At 68.7% G+C, this 7,982-nt stretch carries 5 protein-coding genes; all 5 read left to right on the top strand.

The annotated features are described in order from the left end of the window. Positions 1 to 185 precede the first annotated feature (185 nt). Positions 186 to 1,484: an extracellular solute-binding protein gene (locus IEY89_RS33110; RefSeq protein WP_189151212.1), complete on the top strand. Its 1,299-nt coding sequence runs from the start codon at positions 186 to 188 to the stop codon at positions 1,482 to 1,484. Positions 1,485 to 1,518: 34 nt separating this feature from the next. Beyond that, positions 1,519 to 2,502, top strand: coding sequence for a carbohydrate ABC transporter permease (locus IEY89_RS33115; protein WP_189151213.1), 984 nt, complete (start codon positions 1,519 to 1,521; stop codon positions 2,500 to 2,502). 6 nt (positions 2,503 to 2,508) lie between these two features. Beyond that, the gene (locus IEY89_RS33120; RefSeq protein ID WP_189151214.1) at positions 2,509 to 3,396 is read left to right on the top strand and encodes a carbohydrate ABC transporter permease; all 888 of its coding nucleotides are present in this window, start codon (positions 2,509 to 2,511) and stop codon (positions 3,394 to 3,396) included. A 246-nt stretch (positions 3,397 to 3,642) separates the two neighbouring features. Beyond that, positions 3,643 to 5,859 carry a glycoside hydrolase family 3 N-terminal domain-containing protein gene (locus IEY89_RS33125; protein ID WP_373287324.1) on the top strand — a complete coding sequence of 739 codons (2,217 nt, stop codon included), beginning with the start codon at positions 3,643 to 3,645 and terminating at the stop codon, positions 5,857 to 5,859. Between the two features lie 121 nt (positions 5,860 to 5,980). Then, complete coding sequence (locus tag IEY89_RS33130; protein WP_189151215.1) at positions 5,981 to 7,456, top strand: glycoside hydrolase family 32 protein; 1,476 nt, start codon at positions 5,981 to 5,983, stop codon at positions 7,454 to 7,456. Positions 7,457 to 7,982 lie beyond the last annotated feature (526 nt).

Raw genomic sequence — 7,982 nt, forward strand, 5'->3', positions numbered from 1 at the left:
CCTGGCCCACCCCGCCCGGCCCCTACCCACTCAGCGTCGGACGCTCCAGCCGCGCCCTGCGGCTGACCGCCGATGCCGCTGTCACCGCAGACGGTCCCCACCCGTGCGCCGGCCCATCCGGGCGTCCACCCGTCTCGCCCTTAGCCCCCCGCGCCCTGTATCGCTCAACGGCAAGGAGCCGCATCATGCGTATCACCACCCGTCACGCTGTCAGAACCGTGCAGATCCTGTGTGTCACCGTCACGGCCGCCCTGGTGGCCACCGGCTGTGGCCGGAGCGAGGATTCCGCCACCGGCAAGGACGCACCCGCCGAGATTGCCGCGGGCAAGGCCAAGGGGACAGTGGTCATGTGGTCCATGGGCGACCCCGACGAGGACCTGAAGGCGCTGGCCAAGAAGTTCGAGCAGGAGAATCCCGGCGTCAAGGTCCAGATCACCGCGGTGCCCTGGGCCTCCGCCCACGACAAGCTGACCACCGCCATCGCCGGCGGCAACACGCCCGACATGTCCGTTATCGGCACCACCTGGATGGCCGAGATGGCCGGCATGAACGGCTTCCAGGCAACCCCGACGTCGATCAAGTCGTCGGACTTCTACCCGGGTCAGTGGGACACCACGAAGTACAAGGACACCTCCTACGGCGTCCCGTTCATCGCCGACACCCAGGCGGTCTACTACCGCACGGACCTCGCTGCGAAGGCCGGTATCACCGGCACCCCGGCAAGTGACTGGGCCGGTTACCTGAAGGATCTGAAGGCCATCCAGGCCACCGCGGGCAAGCAGAACCCGAAGCTGCGCTACGCCAGCGGGCTGTCGATCGGCTTCAACTCCTGGATCTTCCTGCTGCCGCTGGTCTGGCAGCAGGGCGGCGACATCTACGACCCGAGCACCAAGAAGTTCACCTTCGACTCGCCGGCGGTCGCCAAGGCGCTGGAGTACTACGCGAGCGTCCCGACAGAGGGCTTGGCGCCCACGGACAAGACGGACAGTCTGCAGGCTTTCCAGGACGGACAGATCGCCGTTTACAAGGACGGCGCGTGGGTCAGCGGCAGCCTCCGCAAAGACGCCCCGAAGCTGGACAGCAAGTGGAAGACCATGCCGCTGCCGAAGGGCAAGCAGGCGGCCGGGTTCGCCGGCGGCAGCGACCTGGCGGTGTTCAAGGACGCCAAGAACTCCGACGCGGCCTGGAAGTTCGCCAAGTTCCTCACCGAACCCGCCAACCTCGCCGCCTACACGAAGGCAACGGGCTCCCTTCCCGCCACGCCGGGGGCGTGGGACGCAGCGAAGCTGAGCGACGACGAGGCGATGCAGGCGTTCGCCGAGCAGCTGAAGGTCAGCAAGGCGCCGCCCGCCATCACCACCTGGCAGCAGGTCGCCGACGCCATCGACTCCGAACTGGAGAAGCTGAGCCTCGGCAAGGCCACCGTCGCCCAGGCGCAGCAGGACCTGCAGTCCAAGGCCACCAGCATCGGCACAGGCCGCTGAACGGCCGCCACGTGAGCACCCCTCGTACGGACGGATGACATCCATGTCCACGAAAACACTCCCCGGGCGCGACGCCCACGAACCGAGAACCGCACGGCCCGAGAGGGGCGCCGGCCGCCGGCGACTCGTCCTCCGCAGCACCGCGCGCGGCAGGCAGACTCGGGCCGCGTGGATCCTCGCGGCTCCGTTCCTCGCCCTGTTCCTGGCGTTCATGCTGGTGCCGGTTGTCTGGTCGCTGCTGATGAGCCTGACCGACACACAGAGCGTCGATCTGCGCACCCCGTTGAACGTGTCGTTCACCGGCTTCGACAACTATGTACGGCTGTTTGAGGACGAGCAGTTCGTTCATGCTCTGCGCAACACAGCCGTGTTCGTCCTGGTCGGTCTGCCGCTGACGCTGGCCACCGGACTGGCTGCGGCGGTCGCCCTCAATAGCGGCATCGGCCGCTTCCGGGCCGTCTTCCGGGTCGGCTTCTACCTCCCGGTGATCACCAGCGTCGTGGCCGTCGCAGTGGTGTGGAAAACGCTGCTGGAGCCGCAGGCGGGGCTGGTGAACACGGTTCTGGGCTGGTTCGGGATCGACGGTCCGGCATGGCTGGCGGACACCCGGTTCGCTCTCCCCGTCATGATCGTGATGGCGGTGTGGCGCAACCTCGGCACCGTCATGATCATCATGCTGGCGGGTCTGCAGTCCGTGCCCCGGTCCCTGATGGAGGCGGCCGAACTCGACGGTGCCGGGGCCTGGCAGCGGTTCTGGCGGGTCACCTTCCCGCTCCTGCGTCCGGCCCTGCTGCTGACCGCGGTCACGACCGGTATCGGCTATCTGCAGTTCTTCGACGAGCCGTTCGTCATGACCGACGGCGGACCGCTGGACTCCACCCTGTCCGCCACGATGTACGCCTACAACCAGTTCGGCAACGGCAACTACAACGTTGCGTCGGCCGCCGGTTACGTCGTCTTCGTCCTCATCATCGCGCTGACCGTGCTGCAGTTCCGCGTGTTGCGAGACAAGGACTGATGCCCCATGAGCACTCTCTCCGCCCTTCGGACGGCCGGGCCGGACACGGACCGGACTCTGCGGCGGCGTCGCATCCGGCAGAAATGGGGCCATCCCTGGCTGTATCTGCCGCTGTTCGGCTGCCTGTTGCTGATGGTCGCGCCGTTTTTGTGGATGCTCTCCGGCTCCTTCAAGCCCGAGGCGGACATCCGCAAGGTCCCGCCCGTCCTGATCCCCGGCAGTCCCACGCTGGCGAACTACCGCGAGCTGTTCAGCAGCCTGGACTTCACGACCATGTTCGCCAACTCGGTGATCGTGGCCCTGGCTGTGACCGCGGGCAACCTGCTGTTCTGCTCGATGCTCGGCTACGCCCTGGCCAAGCTGGACTTCCGCGGCCGACGTGCCGTGTTCAGCCTGGTCATCGGCACCCTGATGGTGCCGGGCCTGGTCACGTTCGTACCCCTGTACGTGCTGGTGTCCAACATGCAGCTGACCGGCTCGCTGCTCGGGCTGATTCTGCCGTTCCTGGCGGCCCCGTTCGGGGTGTTCCTGATGCGGCAGTTCATCTCCACCCTGCCCGACGAACTCATCGATGCCGCCCGCGTCGACGGCTGCCGTGAACTGGCCATCTACTGGAAGATCATCCTGCCTCTGACCAGGCCGGCCCTGGCCACCCTCGGGATCATCACCTTCCTCGGCTCCTGGAACAACTTCCTTTGGCCCCTGGTCGTGGCCCAGAACGAGAGCCAGTACACCCTCCCCGTCGGCCTCGCCCTGGCCAGCAGCGGACAGGACTTCACCCGCTTCGGCGTCCTCCTCGCCGGCGCTGTCGTCGTCCTGCTGCCGGTGATGATCGTCTTCCTCCTCTTCCAGCGACAGTTCGTCGCCGGCATCGCCACCACCGGCCTGAAGTGACACCTCTGCTCCCTGCCCGCCGCCCCCTGCCGCACCGGTTCGCCCGGGGCGGCGGGCAGGCAGCGCGCGAGCCCCGCCGCGCAGGTCGGCAGCGTGCGCGCGACGAGGCACTCGCGTCGCCCATCAACTCTCTGATCTGTGACGACTCATCTCTTGGAGAACACCGTGGGACAGCCGGTCCACTCTGCCTTGTACCTGGATCCGGAAGCGGCCGTGGAATCGAGAACCGAGGACTTGCTGTCCCGGATGACCCTGCCGGAGAAGGTCGGGCAGTTGCTGATGCTCGACGCACAACACGGGGACCTCGTGGACATTCTGTCGGCCAAGCTGGCCGGGTCCGTTCTGCATGTGACTCCCGAACAGATGCCCGAGGCCATGAAAATGGCCCAGCGGACACGGCTCGGCATTCCGCTGCTCACAGCCGACGACGCCATCCACGGCCACTCGTTCTGGCCCGGCGCGACCATCTTCCCGACACAGCTGGCCATGGCCTGCACCTGGGACCCCGCCCTGCTCCACCGAGTGGCTCGCGCGTCCGCGACCGAAATCGCGACGACCGGAATCCACGGGACCTTCTCCCCGGTCCTGTGCATCACCCGGGACCTGCGCTGGGGCCGGATCAACGAGACGTTCGGCGAGGACCCGTTCCTGATCGGTGAACTCGGCGCGGCAATGGTGCGCGGCTACCAGGGCGAGGGCCTTGGCGACCCGACAGCCGTGCTGGCATACGCCAAGCACTTCGCGGGCTACTCCGAAACCATGGGCGGGCGCGACGCGAGCGAAGCCGATCTCAGCCCGCGCAAGCTGCGCTCGTGGTTCCTGCCCCCGTTCGAGCAGGCGGCCCGGGTCGGCTGCCGCGGCTTCATGCTCGGGTACCAGTCGATCGACGGCGTGCCCATCACCGCGAATCAGTGGCTGATCAATGATGTACTCAAGGGCGAGTGGGGCTTCACCGGGACCCTGGTGACCGACTGGGACAACGTCGGCCGGATGGTCTACGACCAGCGGACCTGCGCCGACCACGTCGAGGCGGCGGCGGTCGCCGTCAACTCCGGCAACGACCTCATCATGGCCACGCCGGCGTTCTTTGAGGGCGCGCAGGAGGCGGTCGCCCGCGGCCTGATCGAGGAGAAACAGATCGATGACGCGGTGCGGCGGGTTCTGCGGCTGAAGTTCGAGCTCGGACTCTTCGAGGACCCCCGCACCCCCGACCTCGAACGGCAGGCGCAGGTGATCGGCTGCCGCACCCACGCCGACCTCAACCTCGAGACCGCCCGGCGCTCCCTGGTGCTGCTGCGCAACGAGGGGATCTTGCCCCTCGAAGGCGGGCTGGCCTCGGACGGAACCGGCCGCGCCGGGGGCCAGGGCACCCCGCGGACGATCGCGGTCATCGGCCCCAACGCCGACAGCCCGGAAGCCATGCTTGGCGACTGGGCAGGCGCCACCGGTCAGGTCCCATGGATGCCCGACGGGCATCCCCGCGAGACGGTGGAGACGGTGCTCGACGGCCTGCTCGCCGTCGCACCCGCGGACTGGACCATCACGCACGCCCGCGGAGCCGACGTAGCAAGCCCCGCCCATGCCCCCGAGTGGTCCACCGGGCCCGACGGCCAGCCGCTGCCGCCCGTTTTCACCCCCGCTCCGGTCGACCAGGCGCAGCTTCGGGAGGCTGTCGCCGCAGCAGAGGCCGCTGACTACGCCGTCGTGGTCGTGGGGGACACCATCGCCCTCACGGGCGAGACGCGCTCGACGGCCACGCTCGACCTTCAAGGAAGCCAGATCGCTCTGCTGGACGCGGTCGCCGCCACCGGCACCCCCGTGATCGTCGTACTGGTCCAGTCGAAGCCGAGCACCCTCCCGGAGTCGGCACTGAACGCGGCAGCCCTCATCGAGGCGTTCAACCCGGGCATGCGCGGTGGCCGCGCGATCGCCGAACTCCTCCTCGGACTCGTCGAACCCAGCGGCCGGCTCCCGGTCTCCTTCGCACGCCACGTCGGTCAGCAACCGGTCTTCTACAACCAGGTGCGAGGCCAGCACGGGGAGCGCTACGCGGACCTCACCCAAGACCCCTTGTTCGCGTTCGGCGAGGGCCTCACCTACACCACCGTCACCTACTCCGACCTCGTCGTACACGATCCGGACGTCACGGCCGACGGCACTATCAACGCCACGGTACGGCTCACCAACACCGGCAGCCGCCCGGCCCTGGAAACGGTCCAGGCGTACATCAGCGACCTGACCACTAGCGTCACCTGGGCCGAGCAGGAGCTGAAGGGTTTCACCCAGGTCGAAGTCCCTCCCGGCGAAAGCCTGGACGTCCACCTCGGCGTCCCTGCCGCGCAGTGCTCACTCGTCACGGCCGACAACCGCCGAGTGGTCGAACCAGGTGAGTTCATGCTCCGCGTCGGCCCCAGCTCACGGCGGGAGCAGCAGCTGAGCGCGGGATTCCGCATCGGGACCTGAACCTCGTATCTGGCCCTGGGCCCACATACGGGCTCGAAGACCCCCGCCCCGCCAGCCTGCCGCCCCGCCAAATCGAGGGCCGGCGGGGCGGGTTCCATCTGAAACACCGAAAGGCACGCGTGTGTCCACCACACCCCGCGATCCGCACCGCCCCGTGGCGCACCTGCGACCGCCCCGCAACTGGATCAACGACCCCAACGGGCTGGTCTTCCACGACGGCCATTACCACGTGAGCTACCAGTACAACCCGTCCGGAGCGACCCACGCGAACATGCACTGGGGCCACTTCCGCAGCCCCGACCTGCTGACCTGGGAGCCGCTGCCGATCGCCCTGTCCCCGAACCCCGATGGCGTGGACGCCGACGGCTGCTTCTCCGGCAACGCCGTCTCCGACGGCGACCGTCTCGTCGCCTTCTACTCCGCGCACCGCGAGGACCGCTCGCCCCAGCACCAGCCGATCACCTGCGCCGTCTCCCACGACGGCGGCAACAGCTTCCGCCCGCGCGGCGAACTGCTCATCCCCGAGCTGCCCGAGGGCTGCACCATGTACCGCGACCCGTACGTCTGGCAGGACGGCGACGGCTGGCGGATGCTGGTCGGCGCCGCCCTCGCGGACGGCCGCGCCGCAGCCCTTCTCTACGACTCACCCGACCTGGAGAACTGGACCTACCGGGGGCCCTTCGCAGCCCGCCGCCCGGAGCCCGTCGGCGGCACCGAGGAGTTCACCGGCGATGGCTGGGAATGCCCCCAATACCTCCCGGCAGCCGACGGACCCGGCGCCCTCCTCTTCAGCACCTGGACCGAACCCACCGGTCCCCAGAGGGTCGCGGTCCTGATCGGCGAAGAGCACGACGGCCACTTCAAGGCCGGCCCAGCGGTACCCGCCGACCACGGCCCCGACTGCTACGCACCCGCCCTGCTGCGCGCACCGGGCGGCCGGTGGCTGCTGTGGGGTTGGTCGTGGGAAGCCCGCGACGAAGCCTGGGCCGTCGCGGACGGATGGGCCGGCGTCCTCACCCTGCCCCGCGAGATCCATGTCGACGACGGCACACTGCGCCAGCAGCCCGCCACCGAACTGCTCGCCCTGCGCGGCGAGCACGCTGTCCACGCGGAGGGCGTGACCGACGGCCCACAGCGGGTGGACCTCGGCAGCGTGGGCCGCGCTTTCGACCTGACGGCCCGTCTGGAGCCGACCGGAAACGCCGGTCTGCGGCTGCTCACCACCCCGGACGGCTCCGAGTACCTCGACATCCGCGTCGATACCGATGCGGGCGAACTGGTCGTCGACCGCGACCACGCCTCACTGGACCCCCGGGCCCGCGGCGGCTCCTACCGGATGCCCTGCCCCTCTGGTCAGCCGGTCGAGCTGCGGGTGGCCGTCGACCACTCCATCGTCGAAATCTTCCTGATCACCACCGGCCAGGTCCTCACCCTGCGCTTCTACCCCACAGGGCAAGGCCCGTGGCGACTTGAGGCCCGCAGCGCATCGGGTACGCGCCTCGGCTTCGCGGTCGACGCGTGGGAGCTGCACCCGCTCGTGATCAAGGAGCCGAGCACCGGCACCGCAGAGCCAGCGCCGACGTCGCCGTCGCCGTAGAACCGACTCCAACCGGTCGATCCCCAGGGGCCCTCCCGAGGGCACATCCAGGGCACATGAGCCTGGGAAACGGCGCCGAACCGTGAGAACTATGGAGTGGTGTTTTCCCAAGTCAGCGCACATTTCCCTACGAAACCCCAGGTCAGCCCGACGCCGCTCCCATTCGCTGCACGAGTGGCAGGACTTCAGCCATCGGTTGCATGAGGCGGGGCATCAGCCCTATTGCCTGGTGTGGCCGTGAGCTGAGGTTTCGCTGGTGGCGGGCGGGGTCTTCGGACCTCGCCCCTTTCAGTGCGGAAGAGGGCCGTCAAGCGGTCGGGGGAACAATCTGGGCCGGTCGGTCTCGGCGTGTCTCCTGGTCTGGGGATGCTGTGGCGAACCGTTCACCCGCCGCTTTCCGGGCGGGGTGGTGCCGTCGTCCTCTCCGCATCGGTTGTGGTGCGGCCGGTGGCGGCGAGGAACGCGAGGAGTGCGAGCACGGCCAGCAGGACGATGACCAGCAACAGGATGGTCAGCACCGTCGGGT

Source organism: Streptomyces lacrimifluminis (assembly GCF_014646095.1).
Classification (GTDB): domain Bacteria; phylum Actinomycetota; class Actinomycetes; order Streptomycetales; family Streptomycetaceae; genus Streptomyces; species Streptomyces lacrimifluminis.